This is a genomic window from Litorilinea aerophila (assembly GCF_006569185.2).
Taxonomy (GTDB): domain Bacteria; phylum Chloroflexota; class Anaerolineae; order Caldilineales; family Caldilineaceae; genus Litorilinea; species Litorilinea aerophila.
Genome location: NZ_VIGC02000046.1, coordinates 1 through 26,280, shown reverse-complemented (window position 1 = coordinate 26,280; position 26,280 = coordinate 1). Strand labels below are relative to the sequence as shown.

General features: G+C 68.5%; 11 protein-coding genes. 3 read left to right on the top strand and 8 right to left on the bottom strand.

What is annotated here, in order from left to right; all coding sequences use genetic code 11:
• Nucleotides 1-177 precede the first annotated feature (177 nt).
• Nucleotides 178-963, top strand: coding sequence for a lysophospholipid acyltransferase family protein (locus FKZ61_RS22570; protein ID WP_141612414.1), 786 nt, complete (start codon nt 178-180; stop codon nt 961-963).
• Between the two features lie 115 nt (nt 964-1,078).
• The gene (locus tag FKZ61_RS22565) at nt 1,079-1,534 is read left to right on the top strand and encodes an SRPBCC family protein (RefSeq protein ID WP_141612413.1); all 456 of its coding nucleotides are present in this window, start codon (nt 1,079-1,081) and stop codon (nt 1,532-1,534) included.
• Nucleotides 1,535-1,537: 3 nt separating this feature from the next.
• Here FKZ61_RS22565 and FKZ61_RS22560 read toward each other — a convergent pair whose 3' ends face one another.
• Entirely contained in the window at nt 1,538-3,895 is a 2,358-nt protein-coding gene (locus FKZ61_RS22560; protein ID WP_141612412.1) for a transglutaminase-like domain-containing protein, read from the bottom strand.
• Nucleotides 3,896-4,047: 152 nt separating this feature from the next.
• On the bottom strand, nt 4,048-5,682 hold the full coding sequence (locus FKZ61_RS22555) for a DUF58 domain-containing protein (RefSeq protein ID WP_170200186.1): 1,635 nt from the start codon (nt 5,680-5,682) through the stop codon (nt 4,048-4,050).
• A gap of 79 nt (nt 5,683-5,761) precedes the next feature.
• Between FKZ61_RS22555 and FKZ61_RS24155 the strand changes: the two genes are divergently transcribed.
• A complete protein-coding gene (locus FKZ61_RS24155; protein ID WP_170200184.1) occupies nt 5,762-6,637 on the top strand; it encodes an iron-sulfur cluster-binding protein in 876 nt (291 codons plus the stop codon).
• 87 nt (nt 6,638-6,724) lie between these two features.
• On the opposite strand, the gene FKZ61_RS22545 is transcribed toward FKZ61_RS24155, so the two are convergent.
• From FKZ61_RS22545 to FKZ61_RS22520, 6 genes are all read right to left on the bottom strand, one after another.
• On the bottom strand, nt 6,725-7,816 hold the full coding sequence (locus tag FKZ61_RS22545) for a peptidoglycan DD-metalloendopeptidase family protein (protein ID WP_141612409.1): 1,092 nt from the start codon (nt 7,814-7,816) through the stop codon (nt 6,725-6,727).
• Nucleotides 7,788-11,687 (bottom strand): PA14 domain-containing protein, encoded by a 3,900-nt coding sequence (locus FKZ61_RS22540; protein WP_170200182.1) that lies wholly within the window; start codon nt 11,685-11,687, stop codon nt 7,788-7,790. Before FKZ61_RS22540 ends, FKZ61_RS22545 begins: the two co-directional genes overlap by 29 nt.
• A gap of 133 nt (nt 11,688-11,820) precedes the next feature.
• A complete protein-coding gene (locus FKZ61_RS22535) occupies nt 11,821-15,564 on the bottom strand; it encodes a flippase activity-associated protein Agl23 (protein ID WP_141612407.1) in 3,744 nt (1,247 codons plus the stop codon).
• 19 nt (nt 15,565-15,583) lie between these two features.
• Nucleotides 15,584-17,539 (bottom strand): hypothetical protein, encoded by a 1,956-nt coding sequence (locus FKZ61_RS22530; RefSeq protein ID WP_170200180.1) that lies wholly within the window; start codon nt 17,537-17,539, stop codon nt 15,584-15,586.
• Between the two features lie 382 nt (nt 17,540-17,921).
• On the bottom strand, nt 17,922-20,441 hold the full coding sequence (locus FKZ61_RS22525; RefSeq protein ID WP_141612405.1) for a DUF2298 domain-containing protein: 2,520 nt from the start codon (nt 20,439-20,441) through the stop codon (nt 17,922-17,924).
• Nucleotides 20,442-20,839: 398 nt separating this feature from the next.
• On the bottom strand, nt 20,840-25,666 hold the full coding sequence (locus FKZ61_RS22520) for a DUF2298 domain-containing protein (RefSeq protein WP_141612404.1): 4,827 nt from the start codon (nt 25,664-25,666) through the stop codon (nt 20,840-20,842).
• Nucleotides 25,667-26,280 lie beyond the last annotated feature (614 nt).

Below are 26,280 nucleotides of genomic sequence, written 5' to 3'. Positions count from 1 at the left end.
GTCTCTTCCAACGCACCCTTGCCATTCCAGCCGCCCTGACCAATCAACGTCTGGAATGACACGATGTGCTGATGGTTTTCAGTTGTTAAGGTTCTCAATTCCCAACACGATGTGCTGATGTACGACAACTACCGTCTACCGACTACCGTCTACTGTCTACCATCTACCAAACCCACAATGGAACCGATCGTTGACGCAACCGGTTTTTACAGCACGACAGGCCGACAGCCCAGCCTGCCGGCCCGGCTGATGCCTTCCCTCTACTTTTACGCGCGGTTCATCCGAGAGGTCTTCCGCTTCAGCGCCCTGGCCCGCCGGGGCGCCTATGGCGATGAGGAATGGGGCACCAGCAGCCTGCTGGTCCTGCGCTTCCTGGAAGAGGTGGGCGTCCACGTGGAGATTTCCGGCCTGCACATCCTGCACCGGGTGGAAGGCCCCTGCGTCTTCGTCGCCAACCACATGAGCACCCTGGAGACCATCGTGCTGCCCGGCATCATCCAGCCCATCAAGGATGTCACCTTCGTGGTCAAGCGGGGCATCGTGGAGTACCCGGTCTTCAAACACATCATGCTCAGCCGGGACCCCATCGTGGTGGACCGCAAGAGCCCCCGGGAAGACCTGCTGCGGGTCCTGGAAGAGGGCACGGCCATCCTCCAGCGGGGCCGCTCGGTGATCGTCTTCCCCCAGACAACCCGCACCCTCACCTTCGACCCCGCCCAGTTCAACTCCATCGGCATCAAGCTGGCCCGTAAGGCCCAGGTGCCGGTGGTACCCGTGGCCCTCAAAACCGACGCCTGGGGCATCGGCCGCATCATCAAGGAGATCGGCCGCATCGACCCTTCCCGGCCGGTACGCTTTGCCTTTGGCGAGCCCCTCACCATCCAGGGCCGGGGCAACGCCCAACAGGAGGCCATCGTGGAGTTCATTGGCAGCAAGCTGCGGGAATGGAAGCACATCCCGTGAACGCCGCCCATATGTCCCGGCCGAAATCCGCCGACGGCCCGCAGCAGGAGCACCGCAGCCAGCTTTCCGCCGTGGCGTGTGGGTCGGCTGACACCAGCCTGCCCGGGGCCCGCCTATGACCGCGCCCCGCTTCTCCGTCGAAGCCACCATCCAGATCCACGCAGCCACGGGCGCAGTCTGGGAGAAATTCCGACAGGTGGCGGACTGGCCCCGCTGGAACCCCGAGATCGTCTCGGCCCGCTGGCTGCAGGGGCCGCCCTGGGAAGAGGACTCCGTCCTGGAACTCCGCCACCGCAGCCTTTTCGGCCGGGTGGTGACCACCACGGCCGTCATCCGCATGGCTGCCAGCCAGGATATCTCCAGCAAGACGGTGGTGTGGGAAAGTCAGGGGGCCGGCATGGTGGCAGTCCACACAGCCCAGTTCAGCGACAACCTGGGTGGCTGTCGCCTCTACGCGCGCCACACCTACCACGGCTGGCCGGCCCTGCTCCTGGCCCTGTTGCGGGGACGTCAGGAGGCCAAACTGCGGCAGGCCATGGCCGCGCTGAAAGCCTACGTGGAACAGCGCTGAGGCTCAGGCCCGCACACGCAGGCCCCGAAGGTAGCCCCGGAGGCGCCCCCAGTGTTCAGACGCCTGGCGCATGGCCTGCTCCCGGCGGGCCGCCGCACCGTACAGCATATCGCTCACGGCACGGCTCAAGGCCAGGATCTCCCGGGCCACGATGCGGCCCGTGTCCGGTGTGCGCGCCTGGTGGGTGGTGATGTGGGCGGCCAGCTCCCGGCCATACTCCAGCACCGTCTCGCCGGCCTCCATGGGGCGGCCCAGCCGCCGTCCATGGCGTAGCAACTCCGTCCAGGGATCCTCCCGGCCGGCACGCCAGCGGGCCAGCCAGGCCCAGACTCCCCACAGAAGCAACCCCAGAGGCACCAGCCAGAACAGCAGCTGCCAGCTCCAGGCCGACTCTTCCGGCGTCAGGTCCACCTCCGTCGGCGTGGATGGACCTGGGTTGGAAGCCAGGCCGCCGCTGAAACCAGGTGCGGCAACGCGGCTCAACTCCGGGCGGCCGGCGGTGGGCTCAAAGGGGATCCAGCCGTAGGGCGGCATGTACACCTCCGGCCAGGAGTGGGCTTCGGCCTCGGTGACGATCCAGATCTGCTCATAAGGATCCCAGTGGCCCACGGCGAAGCCCGTGGCAAAGCGGGTGGGCAGGCCGGCCAGCCGGGCCAGCACCACGAACGCCGTGGCGTAGTAGTCGCAATAGCCCCGCTGTAGATCGAAGAGAAAGTAGTCGGCCACATCCGCCACATCCGCGGGCGGGGGCGGCACCGTCAGGTCGTAGGTAAAGGTCCGCAGATACTGCTCTATGGCCTGGGCCTTGGCAAAGGGGCCGTCCAGGCCGGCGGTGAGCTCCTGGGCCAGCTCCCGGGTACGGGGCGTCACCGTGTCCGGAAGCTGCAAATGGACCGCCAGCTCCTCGGGCACAGGGTTGGTTTCGCCCCAGTCCGGCACGGCCCGCAACATCTCCTCATTCACCGCGGGGATGGCCGACACCACGGTGTAGCTACTTTCCCGGGCTCGCAGGGCCACCAGATCATCCGGCTGGCGGTAGAGCAACCGGTAGTCCACCGAGGCCTCAATGGGCTCCGGCGCGGCGTACAGGACCGAGCTGTTGATGGAGAGAAAGACCGTTTGCACCAGGAGCTTGCGCCCATCCAGGGAGATGCCTCCCCAGCGGTCGTCGGCGCTCTGGTCCAGGGTGGTCAGGTCCGACGGGTTCTGCCAGCCCTTCCCGTCATAGACAGCAAAGGTGCCGGATCGCATGTAGTGGCCCGGCGGCGCGACATCTTCGAAGGGGTAATCGCTGTAAACCGCGTCGTTGGTGCGCACCCGCATGATCTCGGTGGCGCTCAAGTCCGGCCCGCCGGCCAGCAGGAACTCGTTGGGCAGCCCGCCGGCCAGTTGGCCGCCCGGGAGCCGGGAGGTCCCTTTGACGTCCGGAAAAAGCCGCCTGGCCATCTCCTCCAGCCGCTGGTTGTAGGGCGCGATGAAGTCAAAGTAGCGATAGGCGATGGGCCCGATGTAAAGGTTGGGCATGACCGCGGCCACAAAGAGGACGAGGAAGACCGCCGCGGCCGCGGCGGCCAGCCGATCCCAGAGCAGGCCGGGGTTGAAGTCCAGGGCCAGGGCCTCCCAACGCCGCAGCAGGGTGTGGAAGTCCAGCAGCAGGTGCAGGAGGGCCGCCAGGGCCAGCCCGGTCACCAGGAGGCTACGGCCGCCGCTGCTGTAAAGCAAGATGGTACCCAACAGCCACAGGGACGGCGCAGCCGCCAGGAGGCCCTGCCGATAGCGCCGGACCAGCCAGGCGGTCAACACCCCCACCGTCCACAACACCAGGCCCGCCACCCCGGCAAAAACCAGGTCGTCCTGGGCGGCGCCACCCGCCTGGACGCCCTGCCACCAGGTCCCATAGCGGCTGAGCAGGCGCAGCCAGTCGCCGGCCATCTCTGCCAGCAGGGAGGACCAGGCTCCGGTCTGGGCCGCTCGCCACAGGGCCAGGGGCCCCGGCAGCCAGCCCACCAGAAACTGGCTGAGGAGGAAGGGCCCCAGGAGCATCAGGCCCACTGCGGCGGCCAGGGCGCGTCGCGGGCCGGTTTCCCCCGGCCCGGGCCGGCGCCAGCCCAGGACCAGCCAGGTCCCGGCCACGCCCAGCGGCCCCATCCAGTCCACCACGGCCTGGAAGCTGTTCAGGTCCACCCAGCGGTTGACCCGCATGGCCATGGCCGGCAACAGGCTGAGGAGCATGCAGACCAGAAGGACCACCCAGCCCAGATGGGGGCGCAGCCGGGCCTCCAGCCAGCGGGCTGCTGTCCACAGCCAGGGCGACCGTTCCTCTGCCAGAATCGTTGCTTCACCCGTCGTCTGTACCGTCATGGCTGCCTGTGTCTGCCTCCGGGGGCTAATCCAGTCTGGCGTAAATACTACAGCAGAAATTCCGGGTGCCCTCTGGGCGCACTACCTCTGGTAGATACGATCGGCGAAGCCGCGGGCCAGAGGCCCGAGCGGCGAATTTCTGCCGGGATTTACTAACCGACCTCTTCCTCCACTTCGTAGGTCACCACGCCACCGGTGGGCGTGGTCCGGATGACCGTGCGCCTGCGCCGGTAGGTCAAGAGGGCCTCCAGGGGACGCCCCGTCCACAAGACCTGGGTGGGGATCTCATGTCGGGCCAGCAGGGCCCGCATCTGTTCCAGTTGCCCTGCCATCTCCCCACCCGTCTGGGCACCATCCATCTGGACACCGTCCGCCGCCGGATCGTCCGCTGCGCCATGGGCCACCAGCAGCACACTGCTGGCCACCCCCTGGGCCTGCAGGTGGAGGAGTTCGGCCACCCAGTTGTCCCGCCGGATGGGAGCCACTGGGGCGCGATCTCCGTCTTCCGTCGATCCGCTGCCGGTCGAAGGAATGGCCTCCTGACCGCCCAACTTGCGGGGCAGGGAAGGCGCATCCGGCAGATGCCACTGGGGGGTGATCACCACCAGGGCCGGCGCCCGTTGCGCCCGACGTCCCAGGGCCGGGGCGCCCTGGGCGTGGCTACTGTAGAGCAGATCGGCCAGGGTCACATCCACCGCCTGGAGGGGCGCCAGCGCAGCCAGGATGCGCCAGAGCTGGGCCTGGCCGGGCTGGGGCGGCAACAGGACGGTGCGGGTCCCGTCATGGGCAGCGCCGACGCCATCCACACCCCACGCTCCCGGAGCCCCAGGCACGTGGGCCGGTGCGGCGGTCAGCAGTCCCACCGCCCGGGTGCCCTGGCCGCCTCCACCGGCGGAGGCGCCGCTGAGGAGCTCCGCGGCCAGGCTGGCCGCGGCCATGACGCCAAACTCCAGGGTGCTGGATGGCCCTTCCCCCTGGTGAACAGCCCGGTTCACATCCAACACGATCCAGACGTCGCCGCTGGGCTCGGTCTCCAGCTCTTTGACCATGAGGCGCCCCTGGTGGGCGGTGGTCCGCCAGTGGATGTGGCGCAGGCTGTCCCCAGGCCGGTACTCGGTGACACTGGCCGCAGGCAATGGCCCCCGCAGGGACCAGCGGCGGCGCTCCACGCCGTTGGTGTTGCCCTTGGGTAGCTGGATCTGGGGCAGGCGCACCACCCGGGGGTAGATCACCACCACATCCGTGTAGTCAAAGTCCACGCGCAGGGAAAAGAGCCCCAGGGGATCGCCCAGGTGAAGCCGATGGGGCCCCAGGCGAAAGACACCCCGCTGACGACAGGTCACCTGGGCGCGCCAGCGGTAGAAGCTGGCCGCGGGGCATCCCACCACCCGTCCCGGCTGGTAGCCGGGCAGGGTGGACTCGTCCACGAACTCGGCCCAGAGGATGGGCAGCCGGCTCTCGTTGTGCAGGGTGAACTCCTCCTGGAGCTGGTCGCCGGCCACCAGGATGCTCCCCAGGCGCTCCCGGGAAACCGTCACCGCCGGGGCCTGGTTGCGCACCCAGAAATAGCCCAGGCCGTAAAAACCGGCCACCGCAATCAGGAGCACCATCCAGACCGGATGGGGCGCGAAGATCTGGTTGACCAGGGCGATGGGCAGCAGCCACAACGCCCAGACGACCCGAAGCTCGATGCGGCGATGGGGCGGAAGGTCCCGGTTCAAGAACGCCGTCACCGAAGGCAGGCGCGCCAGCCATCGCCTCCAGGGCGGCGTCGTTGTCCTGGTCATGGTGCTGGCGGCCCATTGGCCCATTTTTTGCCCGGTCACAATTTGCTCCGCGGGTTCTCCCATGTCAAACTACGAGGCTATGATACAACCCAGCCACAACACCGACGGTACCCTCACTGCTGTGGTGGTCCGCCCCGCCCATGGAGGCGGCCCGGCCCACTGGATTTCCTTGCTATTGCCGGCCGACGTGGCCCAGGGTCACCCGGCCGAAGAGGCCGGGCGCTTCTTCCTGGCCCGTTGCGGTGCCCAAAGCCCCCAGGAACGGCAGGAAAACTGGCATTTCTACCTGCGCCGCCCCCTGACCGTGGCAGGTCACCGACCCGCCCCCCAGGAGCTGGCACCGGCCCGGGGAGAAGACCAGCCCACCGAGTGGCGCCTGCTGCTGCCACCCCTGGACGACCCCGGCGCCCGCTGGCTGGCCGGCCTCCCGCCCGGCGCGCCGGTCAATCTGCTGGGGCCCTTCGGCCAGGGCTTCACCCTGCCGCCCCAACGGCGGAACCTCCTGCTTCTAGCGGAGGCCCCCTTCGTTCCCCTCCTGCTGCCCCTGATGGACGCCATGTTGGACCGGGGCGGACGGGTCACCCTGCTGCTGCCCGGCGAGGCCGCCATGGAGAGCGCCCTGGCGGCCCAGCTTCCCCTGGCCGTGGAAGTGCGTACCGGAGAACCGTGGGCCGCCCTCCCCGGGGCAGGCTGGGAAACACAACTCTCGGAGCTCCTGCCCTGGGCCGACGCCCTCTGCGGCATTATCCCCGCCCCACACCGCCAGACCCTGGCCGAGGCCATCCGGCGCCACCGCTTCCGGCTGGAGCCGGGCTACGCCCAGGTGTGGGTAGAGGCCGACCTGGTGTGTGGTGTGGGGGCATGCTTAGCCTGCGCCGTGGAGGTATCCGGCGGCGGCGTGACCCGGGCCTGCGTCCATGGGCCGGTCTTCGATCTAGTGCGCCTGTGTACATAACCTGACCCCATTGTACCACAGCCAAAGCGGCCCGCCTGTGATCGGCACAACAGTCGCGGCCGGTGAACGGCTGCCCTCCCCCCGGCATCAGCGCACCAACAACTCCAGCGGATTGATGCGGCGGCCGAAGTCTCGGATTTCGAAGTGGAGGTGGGGGCCGGTGCTGTTGCCGGTGGAGCCCACGCTGCCGATCACTTGCCCCTGGGCCACGATCTCCCCCTCCTGCACGAAGATCTCGGTTAGATGGGCGTAGAGGGTCACGTAGTCGATGTTGTGGTCGATCACCACGAAGCGCCCGTATCCCTGGTCGTTCCAGCCGGCCCGCACCACCACGCCCCGGTCCGCGGCCATGACAAACGTCCCCGCCGGCGCGGCGATGTCTACCGCCCGGTGGTCATAGCGGTAGCCCTGGCTGAGCCAGCCGTAGACCGGCCAGATGAAATAGCCGCTGCCGTAGGGCCAGTCCGCCGGTATCGGAGCCGCGGGGCGCTCCATCAGCCGTTTCGTCGGTGGACGCATGGCGATGGCACCAAAGGGCGAGGTGTTGATGGGCTGCTGGAGGATCCAGGGAAGGAAGCCCGCGGCTGCCCCTTCCGCCGAGCGGGGCGGCGGGATGCGCAGGTGTTGGCCCGGCACGAGGGTGACCGCTTCCAGGGGCTGCCCTTGAAGGCCATTCCAGGCCACGGCATAGATCTGGGCCGGGTCGAGGGCGTAGCGGGCCGCGACCGTCGCCAGGGTTTCGCCGGGCTCCACCGTGTGGCAGGTGAAGCCCGGCGGCGGCACATGCAACATGTCGCCGATGACCAGGGGCTGGGCCGGGTCAAAGTGGGGGCCCACTGCACAGGGAACCTCAGCCAAATCCACGCCGATCTCCAGGGCCACCGACCAGAGAGTGTCGCCCGGCCGCACCACGTAGACACCCGCCTGGCCCTCGTCGACCAGGGAGCTGGTGGGGGCAGGGGTGGCGCTCACAGGGGGCGGCGTGGGCGTGGGGGTGGTGATGTCCTCGGGCGAGACGATGATGACCTGGGGCAAAGGCGCGGCCCCCGGGGCGCCCAGCACCCGGGACCCGGGCAGCCAGCATCCGGCCCAGAGGGCCGCGGCCACCATGGCCGGCAGCCAGGCGCGGCGGAGGCGGAACCGCCGGCGATTACGGCGTCGGCGCCAGGAGCAACACATGTCCACCCTCGCTGTCGGCGATCCAGAGGCGGCCGGACGGGTCCGCCGCGATGCCCACCGGCTTGACCGGCCGGCCTCCGGTCAGGTCGGCCGCACCGGGCAGCTCTGCCAGCTGCCAGACGCCCACCAACTCGCCGTCTGGACCCAGCTTCTCCACCCGTCCTCCCTCCGGGTCGGTCCGGTAGAAAGCTTCGGACGTGGCCGCCAGGTGGGGACCATCCAGGCTGTTGGCCGGTGGCCGGTCCCAGGCCATGAGCCGCCGCACTCCCAGGGGTGGCAGGCCCTCGCTCCCCTCACCCACGGCGGCACCCAGGCGAATCAGCTTGTGCAGTCCCACATCGGTGACCAGCAGATCCTGGTGGTTGCCCACGGCCACATCCACCGGCTGGGCGTCGGGGCCAGCCGGATCCGGCCAGACCGGCACCAGGGCCAGCACGTTGCCCTGGTCGTCCAGCACCACCAGACGCGCTCCCGGCGTGTTGGCCACCCAAATTCGGCCGGCGGCATCCACGGTCAGCCCGCGGGAGCGGTTCAGCAGGCTGGCCTCCACGGGCAGGGTGCGCAGGTAGGTGCCGTCCGGCCCGAAGACGTCCAGCGCCCCCCGGCCGGCATCCAGCAGGTAGACCTGGCCCGCGGCATCCACGGCCACGTCCGCCGGCTCCACCAGGGGCTCTGCGCCCTCGGTAACCAGGGCCAGGGTCTCGCCATCGGGGGAGAGGATGCGCAGGGCTGGCGGCTGGCCCGGGCTGCCCCCTTCGGCCACGTAGATCCGGCCTGGGCCAGCCGGTTCCTGGCGGGATTCTGTCTCCGGGAGGGGCTCCACCCCGATCCCCCGGGGCGCCGCCAGCCCTGTAGCCACCACCCGCAGCTGGCCACTGAGCCGGGGGACGGCCAGGCTGGGCAACTGCGGGAGGCCGGGCGCGCCCTGGTCAAAGATGAACTGGCTTAGCGCGGGGAGCTCCACCCGGTCGTAGCTGGCCTGGGGCGGGAAGAGGACCGCCGGGGGAACAATCTGACGCCGCCGGGACGGCCCCTGCGCAGTGGAATCCGTACCCGTCGGTGTAGGCGGCTGCCAGTAGAGGTTGATGTGGGTGTGGTCGGTCCGGTCGGCATAGCGGATGCGGATATCGTGCAGGCCGGCCTCCAGCTGGATGAGCCCCTCCTGATATTCGTTGCGGCGCAGGCTGCTGGTGACCTCCTGGCCGTCGATGTAGAGGACGGACTCGTCGATGGATTCCAGCCCGAAGACGTAGGGCCCCGATGCCGGAATGGCGATCTTGCCGGTCCACTCCACGGTGTAGGGTCGAGGCAGGACCGGATTGTGGAAATAGAGCTGGAGTCTGGGGTCGATCTGGGCCAGGGCTTCGGGCGGCTGCCACTGGCCGTTGGGGAAGTAGCGCCCCAGCAGGCCGTTGCTGGTGACCGGCGGCACATAGAGGGACCAGGGCGGGATGATCTCCGGGCCCCGGGTGGGGGTCTGCCAGGAGAGGCTGAAGGACCCGGCCGCGCCCACGGCCCGGACCCGCAGGGCGTGGTTGCCCTGGGCCAGCACCACGCCGCCGGCCAGGTTTCCCTCCCCGGCGAGGATCCGCGCTTCGCCGATGTAGAGCTCGGCATGGCCCGGGGCCTGGAGGAAGAAGCGGTGGGGGCCATAGGTGTCCACCCGCAGCACCCCCTCCCATTCCACGCTGAAGGGACCATCCAGGGGGGGGCTCCCCTGCGGCGCGGGGCGCCAGTCGAAGTGGAGCTGGCTGTCCTGCCGCTCCAGCACCGGCTCACCCTGCCAGTCGGTGCCCCGGTAATAGCGGCCCGTCAGCCCCTGAATGCTGGCCAGGTCCTGGGGTGTGAGCTGCACCTCGTAGACCACCGTGGGGCCACCAAAAGGCGGCCGGTGCTCCCGAAACTGGGCCTGGGGATAGAGGCGGCGGGCCTCGTCGAAAAGGGCCTGGCGGTCCGCGTCCAGGATGAGGAGCACCGGATGATCCGCAGGCGTCTGGATGGGAAGCTGGTCGTTGGTCTCCAGCTTGCGGACGGCGACCGCCTCCCCCAGGGAGGCGACAAGGCGGCTGCCCTGCACCTCGGGCCGAGTCAAAAAGCGCAGGGTCGGGTGGCCCTGGAACAGGGAGATGACATAGGCCTCGGTCCCCGGCGTGGCCTGGTTCAGGATCTGGGCCGCGATGGTCTCGGGCGTGGAATAGGCGTTCCAGCTGGCAAAATTGCCGGCCTGCAGGAAGAAGTAGGTGTGGAAGTTGCTGAAGCCCACGGCTGCCAGCAGCAGGCCCAGGGGCCAGTTCAGGGCGCCGGGCAGGTAGGGCTCGCCCACCCGGCGCCACTCCTGGGCCAGGGCGGCCAGGGGCAGGGCAGCCAGGATGTAGGCCGGCGGCAACGCGCCGATGGAGCGCAGGGACTGGGGCGCTTCAAAGTCCAGGGAGAGGATACCGCCCAACAGCCCGGTGAGGAGCCACAGGGGCAGGAAGAGGGCCAGGGCGCCCGCCACCCCACCCCGGCGGCACCCCACCACGGCCAGGGCCAGCCCCAAAAGCATCAGCGCGGCGCTGTAGGGGTCCAGCATGGGCGCGCCGGGCAGGTTGTGGCGGCCATTGGGGTCGCCCCGGTAGTGGAACATGAGCAGATGCTTGCGCATGTTGCTCCAGAGGGCGGGCAGGCGGGCTTCGGGCGCCACATTCTCAAAGAGTGCGGTGGTACGGGCGCGGCGAAAGTAGGTGTCGGGATCCTGGTAGACGAAGCGAGCCAGGGGGGCCACCACCAGCAGGGCGGCCAGGGCCAGGGTCAACAGCCCCCGCCAGTAGCTCTGCAGCCACTGGCTGACCCACCGGGGCCAGCGACGACCCCGGGCCGGTTCACCCGTCAGGGAAAGGAGGAGGATCAGCAAAGCCAGGGCCGCCACGAAGAGCTGGAAGGCCGGGTAGAACCAGAGGCCCAGCCCCAGCCACACCCCGGCCAGGGCAAAGTCCCAGAGGCTTCGCCGGCGCAAGCCCCGCAGAAAAAAGGCGAAAGTCAGCAGGGAAAAGAGGGGCGTGCTGGCGTTGTACATGCCGATGCGGCTGAAGGTGACATCCCAGCGGGAGACGGCCAGCAGGAAAGCCAGCACCAGCCCCATGGAACGGCCGAAGAGCTCCCGGCCCACCAGGTAGCCGGCCACCACCGTGCCCAGGCCCATGGCCACACTGACCAGGCGGATGGACTGGGTGCTGACGCCGAAGAGCTGGAAGGAAAGGGCCACCAGGTGGAGATAGTGGGAGGTGACGTTGATGGAGTCCACAAAGAGGGGGCGGTAGTTGGGATCCTCCAGGATGCGCAGGGCCTGCAGCCCGGCTTCCGCCTCGTCGAACCAGGTGCCAAAGGGCCAGTTCTGGAAGCGGTAGAGGCGCATAAAGAGGGCCACACCCAGCACGGCCAGCAGCAGCGCCCCATGGGGGGAGAGCAGTTCATGCCAGGGCCAGCGCCGGGGGTGGAGACGGCGCCAGTCCAGGAAAGGGGCCAGACAGAGGCCGATGCTGGCGCCGTGAAGCAGCCAGGCCACCGGCGCGGGGCGGTAGAAATCCAGGGTGGCAAGGCTCAGCAGGGACATCAACACCGCCAGGGCCAGCACGGCCCACTGGCGGAAGGAGAATGCCATGGGCGTGCTGGCCGCGGTCAACGGGAGCCCGGCAGGCCACCGGGGCAGGGGAATGGCGGTGACGAACAGGAACCCGGCCGCGGCGTACAGCACGCCCGCATCCACCAGGTTGCCCGCGGTCAGCCGCTGCTGGGCCCACAGGGCCAGGCCCACGGCCGCCAGGCCCAGCAGCAGGCGACGGATTCGCGGCACACCCTGCCCCGCCACGGCCGCGTCAGTCAGCAAAGCCAACCCGTTTCCCATTCTGCCACGTCCCTGACTGGGTGATCAGGTAACCGGGGGATTGGGTGATTCGTGATTTTATCATCCTCTCATCAGATCACCTTGTCCCCCAATTACCCAATCACCCAATTACCCATCCCCCTCACTGCCCCAACGCCGGAAAGACCAGCACCCGATTGTTGTCCGCGTCCGCCACCAGGATCTGGTTCTGGCCTGGGTCGTAGGCGATGCCGTTGGGCAGGCCAAAGCGGTTGAGCTCCACGCCATAGTCGCCGAAGACGGCCTGGATCCCACCGGCGGTGTTATAGACAATGACCCGGTAGTTCTCCGGATCGGTGATATAGACATCGCCGTTGCCGGCCACGGCGATGTAGGGCTTGTGGTAGATCTGCTGGCTCTCCCAGCCGGGCACCTCCCATTCGGCCAGGGGCTGGAGGGCCGCGTCCAGCTTCTGGATGCGCCGGTTCCAGGCATCGGCCACGTAGACGCTGCCGTCCCGGGGGTCCACGGCCACGCCCACCGGCTCCTCGAAGCGGCCCAGGACGGCGCCGCCGCCGCCCACCTGGCGCACCAGCTCGCCCGTGGGGGTGAATTCCAGGATGCGCTTGTTGCCCGTATCGCTGACCAGCAGGTTGCCGGCCATGTTGACGGCCACACCCCGGGGGCCAAACAGGGCATAGGGGTCACCCAGTTCGCCGTTGGTGGTGTTGAAGAGCCCCCACTTGCGGATAAAGTTGCCCTCCGGGTCGAAGGCCTGGATGCGGCCGTTCCAGGTATCGGCCACAAAGAGGGTCCCGTCGCTGCCCACGGCCACGCCCCAGGGCTCGTAGAACTGGCCGTCGCCCAGAGCCAGGGGGCCGTCGCCATCCGGATCCACACAGCCGCCCGCAGCGCCCTCGGAAAGGCGGCAGAGGCTGCCAAAGGCCCGCACGAAGGCGCCCCCGGCGTCCAGCACCACGATGCGATGGTTGCCCGTGTCCGCGATGACCCGTTCGCCGTTGGGGCCCACGGCCAGGGCCCGGGGTTGCAACAGGGGTTGACCGCCGTAGACGTCGGCGTAGACGGCCGTGGCCGAGAGATCCACCTCCCGCTCGGCCAGCAGGGCCTCCATCTCGCTGCGCCGGTCCGTCACCGGCACCACGCTCAGGTCCCAGATGCTGGCGGCAATGTCCCGCCGCACGTACATGTAGAAGTCGTGGCGGTTGGGCCACTGGCTGAGGGGCCGGGGCTTGCCAGGGTTGGCGTCGTCGGCAAAACGCCGGTAGAAGACGATGTCGAAGATCCGCTTCATCTTCTCCCGGTCGGTGATGGTGTTCAGGAAGCGCTGCCAGGTAAAGCCAAAGTACCCCTGGTCCGGCCACCAGACCAGCTGGTAGGTGCGGCGCACGTAGTCCCGCTCCACGTAGGGCGCGACCTTCTCCAGGTTCTTGGGGCCGACGATGACCACCGGCGCGTTCATGGCGTCGCTGGTGGGGTTGCTGCCATAGAAGCGGCTGTTGGGATAGAGGCGCATGTACCAGCTCAAGGGCCAGGAGCTGTCGTCGTCGTAGGCCACGGTGATGTTGCGGTCGCCCACCGTCCGCTGGCTGATCAGGTCGATCTCCCGCAGGGCCTGCTTGATGCCCGGCGAGCCGTGGGCATAGACCAGGTACTCGGTGACCAGGTCATAGTTGACGTAAGTCAGCATGTAGGAAAAGCGCACGGTCAGCAGGAAGAGCAGGCCCACGAAGCCCAGCCCCATCAGCCGCGCCGCCGGACGTATGCCGATGGCCCGAACCGAGCCCAAGATCCAGTACACGAGCCCTGCACCCAGCCCCAGGGCCAGCAGCCAGCGCACGGTCTCCCCCAGGGCCACCAGGGATCGGTCCAGGGAGGGCCGGCTGGTGGCCAGGGTGAAGAGGACGAAGATCAGGGCCGGGGTGGCGCCCACCAGCCAGCCGGCCCGAACACGCGGAAGCCCGCCGGGCACAGCCTGCCAGTCCAGCTGCTGGATCAGGCGGCCCAGCCACCAGCCGCCCAGGACACACATGGGCAGAGCGATGTGGGTGAGCAGCCAGGGCATCTTCTCCCCGGCGATGGTGTAGGCTGCCCAGGCCGCCACCACCCACCAGCAGCAAAAGACCACGAAGTAGATCCGGTGTAGCCTGGACCGCTCGGCCAGACCTGGAGCAATGGCCGTCATCGCTTCCCGGCCGTTGCCAGAAGGCGCCGATGCCCCCGCGGCCGACCCGTCCCCAGGAGCCCCCCCTGGGAACGGCCACGCCGGCAGGGGATCCCACCGCTTGCCCCGCCAAAGCCGAAGCAACACGGTGACCATGCCGCCGCCGGCCAGGATGATAGGCAGAAATTCATAGAGCCAGCCCAGCATGATGTAGTAGTACCAGGGCTGGCTGCCCCGCTGCACCTCCTGCTGGGCCAGCCAGTAGCCCAGGCTCCCCACCAGGCCCGTGGCCAGGCCGTTGCGGGTGTTGGTCAGGAAGGTGGTGAAGAAGAGGATGGCCACGATCCAGAAGAGCCCCATGACGCGCAGCCAGTCGCCAAAGCCCAAGAGGGGCGGCCCATCCTCCGGTGGAGAGTCCGAAGTCCGGAGTCCGGAGTCTTCACTCCGCCGGACTTCGGACTTCGAACTCCGGACTTCGGACTCTGGACTCCAGACTCCCTTTACCCCGTCCCCGCCGGGCTTCCGCAGGGCGAACCAGAAATAGGCCACGGCAAAGGCCAGGACGGTGACCACCACCACCAGCACCGCATAGCGGGCCAGGATGGGGCCGGTCAGGCTGGCGGGCAGCCGGCTCCAGTCGATGGGCTCCCAGCCGCCGATCAGGTAGAGGAAGGGCGAGGTGAAGGGCAACACCAGGGTCAACATGACCACGGCCAGGTCGGCCACAGGGTTGTGACGCAGCTGCTGCCACTGCTCCCGGCGCATGGCAAAGAGCAGGAAACCCAGGGCCACCAGGCCACCCAGGCCCAGACCGATGAGCCCCAGCCGGTCCATCTGTTCGCTCTGCAGGGTGAGCTGCTGGCTCTGCTGGGCCGCGGTGTTGGCCAGGCTCCGGGCCTGCTTGCTGAGCTCCAGGGCCCAGGCATGGAAGAAAAACCAGACGCTCCCCCCCAGGAGGGCCGGCGCGGCCACGTAGAAGAGGCGGTAGTCGATCACCTGCCACAGGGCCAGGCCCACAAAGAACGCGCCGATGATGGCGCCGGTCATGAAGTGGTTTTCCTTGGTGATGAAGCCCAGGAGCATTCCCAGCACCATGACCGTGAGCCAGCGGTTACGTTGGGACCGGGTGGTGGCATCCAGGTAGCGGAAGGCGCCGTAGATCCAGATGAGGGTGAAAAGGGCGATGTAGATATCGTTGCGGATGTACCGGCTGTGGAAGAGGAGGCTGGGGCTGAGGGAGAGGAGCACGCCGGTGGCCAGCGCGCCCACCCGCCCCAGGTAGGGTCGGAACCACCAGGCCATCCACACCACGCCGATCCCCGCCAGCGCAGGCATCAGCCGGGCCGTGGCATCGTTGTCGCCGAAGAGGAAGTAGACCAGGGCGTTGAGATGGAAGAGCAATGGCCCATGCATCATGGGGTTGTGCTCATAGTTGCCCGAATTGTAGAGGTAGTAGGAGTAGAGGGCGTGGAGGCTCTCGTCGTGGCTCATGGCCCGCACGCCTAGCTGATAAAAGCGGGCCACGGCCGAGACAGCCAGCAGGACCGCCCACGCCACCCCCTCCCAGCTCCAGCCCCAAAGGGTGGCCAGCGGACGCTCCAGCCAGGAAGGGCCACCAACTGGGCCTGCCTCTGCTTGCGCCTCCACCTGCGGCTCTTCCTGCGTCCGGGCCGGCTGCCCGGCAGCCTCCTGGAGGCTACCCCGTTCCTCAACCTGCTCGCTCATAGACCGATTCCCTCTCCTGTCATTCCCGGGTTGCCCACAAGATCACCCCCTCCCGCGCGCCAGGAAGGCCCCCACCGGGCGGCACCATCCGGTAGAGCATCCAACGCAGGAAGGGCTGAATCTGTTCACGCCAACGGGCCCGCAGGCCCAGCCACCCGCCCGCCGGATCGGCGCCTGGGGCCTCCACCGGCGTAGCCAGCAACTCCGTGGGCAGCCAGGTCACGGTCAGGGTGTAGCGGCTGCCCACATATTCCAGCCCCCCCGCGCCTGCCAGATCGCTGCTGCCGGGCTCCCATCCTGTGGTGCCGGTGATGACCAGGGGCAGGGGCTCCCCCGCGGCCACGGCGGCGTCCAGAAAGCTCCCCGGACCCGCCAGCTCTCGCCAGCTCAGGTTGCGCATCTCCCGCAGATACCAGCCCAGAAGCGGCAGGAAATCGGCCCGGGCTTCCCCTTGGGGCGTCGCCTGCCGCCGGCTCACCTGGAGCAGCACGGGCAGATCGTGGGCGTGGCCCGTCCGCTGCGCGCTGATGGTCTCCACATCCGCCACCAGCTGGCGCAGATCGGCGTGGGAGACGGTGGCCAGGAAGCCGTCCAGGGTGCCCAGGCGCTCCCGGTAGCCCAGGTGCCAGGTCGCGGCCACGGTCCAACAGAGCAGCAGGGTGCAGACGAAGGCCGCGGCCAGCCACCGGGCATGGCGCGGGTCGGTCCACACGCCGTAGGCCACCAGCACCAACACGGTCAAGAGGGCGATGGCCAGGGTGGCCTGGGCCATGACCGGCTCGAACTCCCGGCCAAAGGTCAGGGCGACCCACCAAAAGAGACCCGAGACGGCCAATACCGCCAGCGTCCCCAGGACCACCCACGCCTCCCGCCAGTCCAGGTCGCGGGGGACGCCTTCCACCAGGGCGGCCAGGCCATGGGCGCCGGCCAGCAGCAGGGGCGGCGCCCAGACAGCCAGCAACAGCGGATGGCGCCCCGGCAACAGCCACAGGAAGGTGGCCCACAGGAGCCAGAGCCAGAGAAAGCGGGGCCAGGCCCGGGCCGCACTCCCCGGGGCCGAGGAAAAATCCAGAGTCAGGCCCAGCAGGCCGGCCACCCCGGCCAGAAGCAGCAGAGGCTGATCGGCCAGGAGACGAACTGGCAGCCACGCGACGGGATAGCTGGCGGCCTCCCAGGGTACCAACCCGGCCCCAGTCCACAGGCCGAACCAGGCCGTCAGGCTTCGGCCGAGCATCTGCAGGCCCTGGGGCCAGGCCAGCCAGCCGGTGGCCGCCAGCACGCCCGCTACCCCGGCCGACCCGGCCACCCTGGCCACCGGGATGGGGCGCGCCCAGACCTGCCGGTTCAGCCAGACCCAGGCGACGATCACGGGCACAAAGCACCAGGCCAGGGGCCCGCTGACCAGCAACAGGCCGGCGGCCACACCGGTCCCCCACAGCCAGGCCCGCCGCTGGCTATCCGGGCCTTCGGCCAGGCGGTAGATGCCCGCCAGCACCAGCATGGCCAGGGTCAGGCTCAACAGAGCGCCGTCGGCCAGGCGGCTCAGGGCGACCAGCCAGGGATCGATGGCCACCCACAAAGCGGCCACCAGCGCAACAGGTGCCCGACGGTTCAGCAACGGGCGCAGGGGCCACAGGACCAGCACCAGGCCGGCACCGGCCAGGGCCGGCCACCCGCGGGCCTGGGCGTCACTTCCCCCCGCCAGCCAGAAGAGAGCCGCCTGCAGGGTGTGGAGGAGGGGGCTGGCCGGCCACAGGGGAGCCAGCATCTCCCCGGTCAACCCGGCGGGCGCGGCCGCTGTCAGCCAGGCTGGCCAGGCGTTGGCCGCCTCCAGGGGCGTCAGGGGCAGCAGGCTCAGCCCGGCCAGGCGCAGGCCCAGCGCCACCAACAGGCAGACGCCAAAGGCTCCCTGCTCCACGGTGAGCAGCCGGAGCGCCCTGGCGGCCCCTTCACCTCGCGCTATGGGTACGGACACGGTCGCTTGCTGTTGCATCGTGCGTCAGGACTCAAAGATGACTCCCCTGCAAAAAGGGCCTTTTTCAACGCAAAGGCGCAGAGGGCGCAAAGGCGCAAAGAAACGCAGGAGAGAGTAACCCGAATCAGCGTTCATCTGCATCGGTTAGCGTCCTAATTTCAGTACTTCACGATTGTTGCCCATTTGTGGAGTGAGCATCCTCAGATGCGGCGCTGTCCCGCCTGGGTCGGCATCTGAGGATGCCGACCCCGCGTCGAAATCGTGAACCGCTGAATTTGACCTTTTTGCCGCAGAGCCACAGATCTCACAGACGAACACGGAGCCCCCTGACGGGATCCGCGCATCCCCACAGGCGCAGCTCGTAGCTGCGCTTCGCCAAGTGTCAGTGGACCAGTCGCTGGGTCGGGCTCCGGCGCTGGTAGATGCGCACGTCGCCCTGCTCGAAGACCAGGTCCATCACCGCGGACAGGCGTGCCTCGTCCCGCGGGGTGATCTGGTAGGTGCTCCGCTCCGCCGGCCCCACGTAGACGTAGTCGATCTGCCAGCGATCCAGGGCCTCTCGGATCTGCTGGGCCGTCCCCGTGCGGTAGATCAGCTCCAGCACCTCGGGACGTCCCCGGGCCATGGCGCCGTAGGCTTCGCCCCGCCACTGCACCTCGTGGAAATCCCAGCCCAGCAAGGTGGGCCGCCCCGTGAGGGTGCTGATGCGGTTGAAGTCGGCCCGATAGCTGGCCCCCTTGGCTTCCAACACCAGGGCATCGGCCGGGGTATTGGCCCGGACCCATGCCGCCGCGGCGTATTCCGCGGGGGCCGCCTGGGCCAGATAGGCGCCGGCATCCAGGGTCGGCTGAGCCGCCTGAAAGCCCCCGGTCTTGCTGTACACACCGGCTACAGGATAGATCAAACCGGCACAAATCAGCAAAAGCGTAGCCAGGGCAGCCACAGGCGCGGGGCTCCACCCGGCCGAACCGGACCGCCCCCGGTTGCCCAGGAGCACGGCCACGCCGTAAGCGCTGCTGAGGGCCAGGAGTAGCCAGCCCTGGTAGTAAAACTTGAAGACGGTGTTCATGCGGGTGCCGAAATAGTCCCGCAGGTAGAGGAACTCGGGGGCATAGACCAGGGCCAGGCCCAGCGCGGTCAGGAGCAGGACGAAAAGCCGGGCGGGGTCACCTGCCGGGCGGTCGTCCATCAGCCGCTCCCAGATGAGGGCCAGGGCAACGGCCAGCAGAGTGCCCACCAGCAGGTAGGTCCAGGGGCGGCTGCTCCAGCGGGCCACGATGAAGGGCACGAAACTCTCGGCCCCAGGCGGCAGCTCCCCGGCCATGGGAAAGGCACCGCCGGCCACCAGCCCGGTGAAGAGGAGCAGCCAGAGGACGGGCAAGCCCAGGATGGCCGCCAGGCTCAAGAAGAACCGCTGCCGGTCAGGCGGCCGTTCCCGCCAGCAGATCATCAGCAAGGCCGCCACAGCCGGCAGGAAGCCCCCAAACATGAGCAGAAACTGGCGCAGCCGGGTGGGATGGAGCAGGTTGGGCGCAACGCCACTCGCCTGGCTCTGGGCCGTCAGAAAGTAGGGCAGGTAGAGGAGGCCGGCGCCTACCACCAGCAGCACACCGGCCACGGCAGCCCAAAAGAAGGCCTGGCCCGGCCCGGCCTCGGGCTCCCCAGTCGGCCTCCGGGCTGCCACAAAGATGACTGCCACCAGCAGCAGCCAGTAGGGTGGGAAATCCCACGTGTTGAGGAAGAGCAGCGCGCCCACGGCCAGCACCGTCACCGCCAGCCCCAACCCGCCCAGGGGAAAGAGACCCACCAGCGGGGCGCCCCAGCCTGGGGACGCCGGGCGTACCGCAGCCAGCCGGGCCGGGCCCAGGAGCAGGGCCAGGGCCAGCCCGATGGCCAGCAGCACAAAGGGCATGGCCAGCACGTGGGGATGGTTGTCGCCCAGCAGGTAGCTGAAGAATGGGAACTCGTCGATCACCTCCACGTGCTCACCGGTCAGGGAGAGATCCTGCAAGACCCGGGCGCTGCGCCACCACCACCAGTCGAAGCCGATGTACCAGCGGCCGGTCACCGCGGCATTGGCCGGGAAGTTGTGGACCTGGAACCAGCGGGCCACGCCGTCGCCCAACAGGCCGTTGGCGTAGAGCCATTCCAACACCCCCTGCAGGTTGCCCGTCACGCCCACCGCCACCGCGGCCAGCAGCCCGCCGCCCAACACCCGGCCAGAGCCCAGTCCACCGTCCCCGCTCTCCTGCCCTCCCCCGGATGTGGCCAATAGATTGGCGGCCACGCCGAAGCTGCCCAGCAAGAGCAGCCCAAACCAGGCAGCCTGGCCCACGTTGTAGGCCACGGCCGGCACGCCCAACAGGGAAAGCCCACCGGCCAGCCGAGCCAGGGCCGCCAACAGCCAGTAGCCCAGGTAATAGTAGCTGATGGCGTAGCCCGCCAGCCAGGCGTCCTGGGGTGGATAGGTGGCGCTGGCCCAGATGCTGTTCAGGAACATGAGGTCCATGGGCTGTTCGGTGTGGTTGGCCGCCGGGTCGTACATGCGCACCACCGCCCACGCCAGGAAGGCCAGGGCAAAGAGGGCCTCCGCCGTCCCCACGTATCGCCGGCGCACCGGATCCGCCAACCAGGCAGGCAGGGCCCGCCATTGACGCCACCCCACGGCCCCGCTGATGCCCGCCACGGTCAGCAGGGCCAGCCAGGCACCGCCCCGCTCGTTGGCCACCAGGCCATAGCTGTAGCCCAGCCAGAAAAGCACGCCCATCAGCAGGATGCCCAGGGCCTTGGCCAGGGTCCAGCCCTGGTCGGGCAGGGCGGCGAACAGCCCCCGGGCAAGGGGCCAGGCAGCCAGGGCAATGAGTTGGATCACCAGGTACCAGGCGAGAAGAGTGAGAAACATGATGGCTCCAATGGATCCCGGTGCATCATGGGTGTAGCTCGTACGTCATCTGTAGGTCACCCATCCCTGGGTGACAGGGGTGCAGACAACCCGGGTACCCCCGTCCGGCCAGGAGACCGGACCTACGGTGGACTCCCCACTCCGCAGGTCACCCATCCCTGGGTGACAGGCGTGCAGGCTACCCGGGCACCCCCGTCCGGCCAGGAGACCGGACCTACGGTGGACTCCCCACTCCGCAGGTCACCCATCCCTGGGTGACAGGGGTGCAGACAACCCGGGTACCCCCGTCCGGCCAGGAGACCGGACCTACGGCGGGCTCCCCACTCCGCAGGTCACCCATCCCTGGGTGACAGGCGTGCAGGCTATCCGGGCACCCCCGTCCGGCCAGGAGACCGGACCTACCCACCGCGCGGCACCGGCACGTAAACCCCGCGGTCGGTGCGGGCCAGGGCGCCCGGCACCGCGTAGATGGTCACGCCTTCGTTCTGATAGAGCACCTGCAGCCGCCCCTGGCCGGCCAGCGCCTCCAGCCTGGCCGGGGCGTCGGGATGCTGCTGGCGCTCCAGCGGCCCCACGTAGATCAGGGCGATCTCCAACTCGTCGATGATGGCCTGGAGGCGCGCCAGGTCCGACGTCTGCCAGAACTCCCGGTGCAGGCCATCCCGATAGCCCAGGGGCTCGTCGAAGCGCTGCTCCGACTCGTGCATGCCCCGCAGGCCACTGAGGCCGGTCATACTGGCCACCCGGGTTCCCCCGGCCCGATAGTAGTCTACTTCTGAAGATTCCACAATCACCAGGTTGCCCCGCACGTGCGCCAACAGCCAGCGGATGGCATCCCAGTCATGTCGCAGTTCGATGACGTGGTTTTCGTCCGGCCAGGTGTAGGTGCCCTGCTGCATGTAGGCCATGCCGTTCAGGGTGCCGAAGGGCGGCCGCCAGCCCACCATGCGCTGGGCCAGCCGGGCCGGCGTGCCCAGGACGAGAAAGGTCAGGCTTGCCGCCAACAGGAGCCCGAAAACCCCGCGCCACCAGAAGGGCAGCGGGACCAGCCGAGCCGGCCACGAGGGCAGATTCCGCCGCCACAACCAGGGCACCGCCACCGCGGCGGCCATCCCCCACAGGACCCACACCTGGTTGAAGAACTTGAACAGGGTGTTCATCCGGTACCAGTCGCCCCCCTGCAGGAAGTCCTTCAGGTAGACCACCTGGGTACCGGCCAGGATGGCCAGCCCCACTACCGTCAACAGGGCCACGAAGGCGTCCGCCGCGCTTCCCCAGGCCGGGAGATCGCCTGGGCGAGGGGCTACCTGGCCGACGGCCGGGACCTGGAGACCGCGCCCCACCCGACACCGGGCCCGCTGCCACAGCAGCAGAAAGGCCGGCCCCAGCAGCGCCAGGCAGAGGGCCAGCACCGTCCGCCCCCAGGCCAGGGTCAGTACAGTGGCCACCAGGGTCGCCGGCAGCAGATTCACCCCCAGCAGGTAGCCCAGGGTTGGGCGGGTCACCAGCAGCCGGTGCAGGTAGACCAGCCGGGGCAACCGGTCGTAGCGCCGGCAGACCATGCCCAGGAGCCGCTCCAGGCCCAGGCCAGGGGCCGCGGGGGGCTGGCACAGGCGCCAGAAGAGCCAGCTCACCACCACAAAGCCCAGGAAGCCCCAGATGAGCAGCCACGTACCCAGGTCATCCCCCGCCCGCACCAGGCCAATGCCCGACGCGCCCACGTTGACGTAGTGGGCGAAGAAGGGCCGGAAGGAGAGGTACGCGCCCGCCAGGTAAAAGACGGCCAGGGCCCCTGTGAGCCCCCAGCGTATCCGTCCCCAGACCCGATACTGGCTCACCGCCAGGGCCAGCACCCCCAGCAGCAGGTAGGTGGGGAGCTCCCACAGGTTCACGCTGGCCAGGGTGCCCAGCATCAGGGCGAAGAGGGCCAGCAGCCGGACGCCATAGGCCGGACGCCAGAGGGGCAGCTCCGGCAGGCGCAACAGCAGCAGGATCAGCCCCAGGAAGAGGACGGCAAAGGGAATGCCGATCAGGTGGGGGTGGAGGTCCGCGAAGAGGAAGCTCCAGTACGGGAACTCGTTGATGGTAAAGGGAATGACCCGGCTGGGCGCCCAGAAGTCGTAGCTGCCCAGGCTGTGGGTCCCCCGCAACACGCCCACCAGGCCCACCAGCGCGCCCACCAGGGTCTCCAGCCCGGGGAAGGCGCTCTGGAAGTGGACCGGGCTGCCGTCGGCCAGCCGGCGCAGCACCTGGGCGAAGCCGTCCAGGTTGCCCAACAGGGCGATGAAGAGGGGCGCCAGCAGGGACGCGGCCGCGCCCTCCTGCCAGCGGAGGGAGGCCGGCGGGCGCCCTCCCCGTGCGAAGCCCCAGGCGCTGTAGGCCACGGCAAAGGCGTTGACCACCGTCAGCGCGAAGAGGGTGGGGATGACCAGGTTGAAGGCCACCTCCGCATAGATGCCCGTGAGCTTGATCAGGTACGCGGCCAGGTAGAGGCCGAAGTAGTAGTAGTTGATGTAGCCGCCGGCAAAGTGGGGGTCCACGGGCGGAAAGGTGGGACTGCGCAGGATGCCGTTGAGGAAGGCGAACTCCATGAACTTTTCCCCCCCGAACCAGGGCTGCCAGAGGTCCGGGTTGGCCATGCGGATGAGCACAAAGAAGAGGTAGGCCCCGGCAAAGAGCCCTTCCCCCAGGAGGAGCAGGGGCCATCGCTCCCGCACGAACCGGGCCAGGGCCTGGCGCTGGTTCCAGGCTGCGGCTCCCCCCACCAGGCCCAGGAGCAGGACGCTTCCCCACGCGGCCCGCACGGTGTTGTAGACCAGGCCGTGGCTGGCCAGCAGCCAGAGGAACCAGGCCGGCAGCAGCCAGCCCAGGGTGCGGCTGAAGAGATAACCCCGATCCCGAAAGGGCGCAAAGAGGTAGAAGGCCAGGGGCCAGGCCAGCCAGCCCAACAGGGCCAGCACCGCCCACCAGAAGGCCACGGCCAGCCAGGGTCCCAACACCTGCTCTTCGCTGGCCAGGCGATTCCAGCGGTAGTTGTCCACCACCGGCAGGGTGGAGAGGGGCTGGGGCAACATCAGGCTGGGGCGGGCCGCCGGCATCGGAGCGGTGGCCCCGGTTTCACCGCCCATCAGCAGGGCCAGCACCTTGGGCACCAGCCCCTGGTTGGCGCTCTCCGGGCTGGCGCCCAGGCCCAGCAGGTTCAAAAAGGGGCTGAGGGGCGAATCCGCCCCCCGGTAGTAGGGGATGGCCGTCTCCCACACATGGTCGAAGATGGCGTCGAACTCCGCGTCGCTCAGGTTCCGCACCTTGCGGAAGATGGTCACCTGGGGATGGTCATAGAGGCTCCAGCTCTCGTCTGCGTGGCGGTCCTCGAAGACCAGGCCAAAGAGCCGGGGCGGCGAGGTCAGGTCCAGGGCCAGCTCAAAGCCCAGGCGCCCATCCCACATGGCCTGGTAGTAGAGGTTGGTCATGGGGTAGCGCTCGGGCAGCTCGTCCACGCTGTCGTAGATGCGCTTGGAGCTGTAGACCACGTAGTCCGCCTCCCGCAGCTTCTGTTTGAGGATGGCGTACTTCTCCGCGGTGTCCTCCTCGTACGGCCCCCAGTCGATGTTGCGCAGGCCGGTGCTGGCCATGTCCATACCCGGTTCGCCGGGGATGGTCTTGGGGAGGGGGTCGTCCCATTGCTCCCAGAGGATGACCGAGCCCCGGGGCACGTTCTGGTAGATCCAGCGGCTGGCGGTGATCCAGGTGTGTTCGTGGTTGTAGACGCCGTTGACGTAGGCCAGGGACCAGAAGAGACCGCCAACCAGGCCAACCCCGGCCAGCAGGGCGGCGGCCATCCGGCCCAGGCGGGCGGCCCCAGGCCTTGATGCTGCGTCCTGTGCCCGGTCAACAGGCCACCGGTGCCCGAGGACGTAGACCAGACCGGCGCCGAAGAGGAGCATGAAGGGGAGCACCGGGCTCATGTAGCGGTTGAACTTGGCCAGGAAGGCGCCGGTGAGCCCAAAGTAGGGCAGCACCCAGCTCCACACCACCAGCAGGCCCATCTCCTGAGTGGAAAGGGTGCGTCCAGTGGGAAGAGACTGGCCGTGGCGGGGGTGGAGGCGGCTGACCAGCCAGGCGGAGGCCATGCGGTAAAGGCTGCGGAAGAACCCGGCCAGGAAGTAGAGGGTCCCGGCCAGGGCCAGCAGCCCCAGGGGCCAGCCCATGCCCCACTGGACCTGCTGGCGGATGAAGTAGATGTAGGGCGTGGTGTTACGGTACTGGCGGGTGAAAGGAAAGTCGGCCAGCCCTCGCACCATCTGCCCTTGCTCCACCAGCGTGGCCTGGATAAAGTTGCGCCAATCCAGCACGGCGTAGGGGCTGGTAACGAAGAAGGTCAGCCCGGCCACGGCCAGGGCCAGGGGGATGCCGAGTAGGGCACGGAACTGGGCCCGCCCCCATCCCTCGGGCGCCCCGGGGGCAGCCTGGGCCTGGAACGGCTCCCACAACTGCAGCAGGCCCGCCACCACCGGCACCAACAGCACCGGCAGGGCACTGAACTTGGAGGCAATGGCCAGCCCTGCGGCCACGCCGGTCAGCACCATGGCTCGCCAGGTTCGCTCCTGGATGGCGGCCACACCGCCCAGGACGGCCAGCACGGTGAAGGTGGTGCTGGCCGGATCCATGGCGAAGAAGTGGCTCAGTTGGATGGCCTGGGCGGTGAAGGCGTAAAAGGCGGCGGCCAGCAGGCCCGTACCCGTGGAGAAGAGACGCCGCCCCAGCAGGTAGAGGAGGAAGATGGTCCAGGTGTCCAGCAGGGCAATGGTCAGGCGACCCGCCACCGCCACGCCGCCGCAGGGCTGGTTGGCCCGGAACATCAAGTCTACCTTTTCCTGGGGCACGGGCAAGCGAGCAGCCACCGGCGCCAGCTCGTGGAGCAGGTGGCCCATGGCCACGCCCAGGTAGAGGGGGAAGTGGCCATAGGTGAACTTACGCACCTGCTGTTGGACCGGATCCCAGAGGGGATTGAGGGGGCTGCGTCTGGGATCCCAAAACTCGTCCCAGCTTTGGGGGAGGTGCATGGCCGGTGCGTAGGTACAGGTGGTGCTGCGCTCATCGGGATGGGCGCCGATGCCCTGGTCGAAATTCACGTTCCAGGTGCGCAGGGTAAAACCCGCGACCAGGATCAGAGCCAGGAACAGGGAGGCCGGCCAGCGGCCAAAGCGGGAGGTCAATGGGTGCATGAATTCAGTCCGAAATCCGGTCGTTCATCTGCGCGATACAGGGTCGCGATACAGGACACAGCCGCAAAAACCACAAATTTGCCCAGATCGTACGTTATACCAATTGTCTTGCAAAATGGCGCCCATGATTCCGCAGGTCCGGTTTCCATACCGGACAGACCCCGGCACAGATTGAAATCTGCGCCTGGCAGGGGCCAAACGGCTGGAAGCCGGTTCAGCCGGCAGCGGGCCAACCTGCTTCAGCAGGTTTGTTACTACAGAGCCAGGGGATTCATCCCCTGGCGGACCCCGGCACAGATTAAAATCTGCGCCTGGCGGGGACCAAACCGGCTGGAAGCCGGTTCAGCCGGCAGCGTGCCAACCTGCTTCAGCAGGTCTGTTGACACGAAGCCAGGGGATTCATCCCCTGGCGGACCCCGGCACAGATTAAAATCTGCGCCTGGCGGGGACCAAACCGGCTGGAAGCCGGTTCAGCCGGCAGCGGGCAAACCTGCTTCAGCAGGTCTGTTGACACGAAGCCAGGGGATTCATCCCCTGGCGGACCCCGGCACAGATTAAAATCTGCGCCTGGCGGGGACCAAACCGGCTGGAAGCCGGTTCAGCCGGCAGCGGGC